The following is a 1,526-nucleotide window of genomic DNA, read 5'->3' as shown; positions in this document are numbered from 1 at the left end:
GGTCCTGCCGGCGGACACGCCCGCCGAAGACATGGGCTCCAAGCCCATTCCCAGCACCGGCGCGTACATGATCTCCGCCTTCGACCCGAACAAGGGCATGACGGTTTCCCGCAACCCAAATTTCAAGCAGTGGAGCGAAGAAGCCCAGCCGGACGGCTATCCGGATGTCGTCCAATATGATTTCGGCCTGTCCGAAGAGGCAGCCGTCACCGCGATCCAGAACGGCGAAGCGGACTGGATGTTCGACGCTCTGCCCAGCGATCGCCTGGGCGAACTGGGCAGCAAGTCCATGGACCAGCTGCACATCTCACCGCTTTCGGCTTGGTGGTACGCGCCGCTGAACAACCGTCTCGCACCCTTCGACAATGAAAAAGCCCGCCAGGCCGTTGCCTATGCGATCGATCGCAACACGCTGGTCAAGCTGTTCGGCGGAAAGGTGCTGGCCTCGCCGGTCTGTCAGGTCCTGCCCCCGGACTTCCCCGGCCATGAAGACTATTGCCCCTTCACCAAGAATCCGGGCGCCAAATGGTCGGCCCCTGACCTCGACAAGGCAAAGCAGTTCGTCGAGGACTCCGGCACCAAGGGTCAGAAGGTGACCATCATCGTCGAGGACACCGCCATTTCGCGGTCCATCGGCGTCTATCTGCAGAGCGTGCTGACCAGCATCGGCTATGTCGCCGACGTCAAGCCGATCTCGTCGAACATCCAGTTCACCTACATCCAGAACACCAACAACAAGGTGCAGATGTCCGTCACCCAGTGGTACAAGGACTATCCGGCGGCTTCGGACTTCCTGAACATCCTGTTCAGCTGTGCCTCCTTCCGCGAAGGTTCGGACGCGTCGATCAACATCGCCGGCTTCTGCGACAAGGAAATCGACGCCAAGATGCAAAAGGCATTGGACCTCGGCGTCACCGATCAGAAAGCCGCCGACAAAATGTGGGCTGAAATCGACAGGCAGGTCACCGACAAGGCACCTGCCGTCGGCCTCTTCACGCCGAAGCGGCTTGACTTTGTCAGCAAACGTCTTGGCAATTTCAAGTTCAACCGTCAGTTCAACTGGATGATCACCCAATCCTGGGTGCAGTGATGGCCTGGGTGCAGTAACGAACCGCGGAGGGGCACGTCCGTGTCGAACGTAGCTGTCGCCGCGCCGCGCAAGACGCGAGGGCCCTGGGCCGTCGCGTTTGCGAAGCTGGCAAGGGACAGGGCTGCCATGGCGTCGCTGGCCGTGTTCCTCCTCATCGTCCTTGCCTGCCTCAGTGCGCCTCTTTATGCAAAATGGGCAGGCGTGGACCCCTTCGCCTCGACGCTCGACGCCGTCGTCCAGATCGACGGTGCCGACGTTCCGGTGATGGAACAGTCGACGGAAGGGCTAGGGCTTGGTTACACACCGCTCGGCCCGACCTGGCGGCTGGGCAATTATTTCCTCGGCGCCGACAGCCAGGGGCGCGATGTCATGGCCAGGATGCTCTATGGCGGGCTGAGCTCGTTGCTGATCTCCGGAGCAGCCACCATCTTCACCC

General features: G+C 61.3%; 1 protein-coding gene and 1 pseudogene. Both read left to right on the top strand.

Features of this window, described 5'->3' with window-relative positions; all coding sequences use genetic code 11:
- Window positions 1-1,090, top strand: a 1,090-nt coding sequence (locus EN964_RS34230) for an ABC transporter substrate-binding protein (RefSeq protein ID WP_164776360.1), incomplete at its 5' end; no start/stop codon positions are given.
- A gap of 39 nt (window positions 1,091-1,129) precedes the next feature.
- A pseudogene (locus EN964_RS34225) lies at window positions 1,130-1,526 on the top strand (ABC transporter permease); the annotation flags it as partial.

The organism is Mesorhizobium sp. M7A.F.Ca.CA.001.10.2.1, from assembly GCF_003998575.1.
GTDB lineage: Bacteria > Pseudomonadota > Alphaproteobacteria > Rhizobiales > Rhizobiaceae > Mesorhizobium.
The sequence above is the reverse complement of the archived record's forward strand: the minus strand, read 5'-3'. Positions and strand labels throughout refer to the sequence as shown.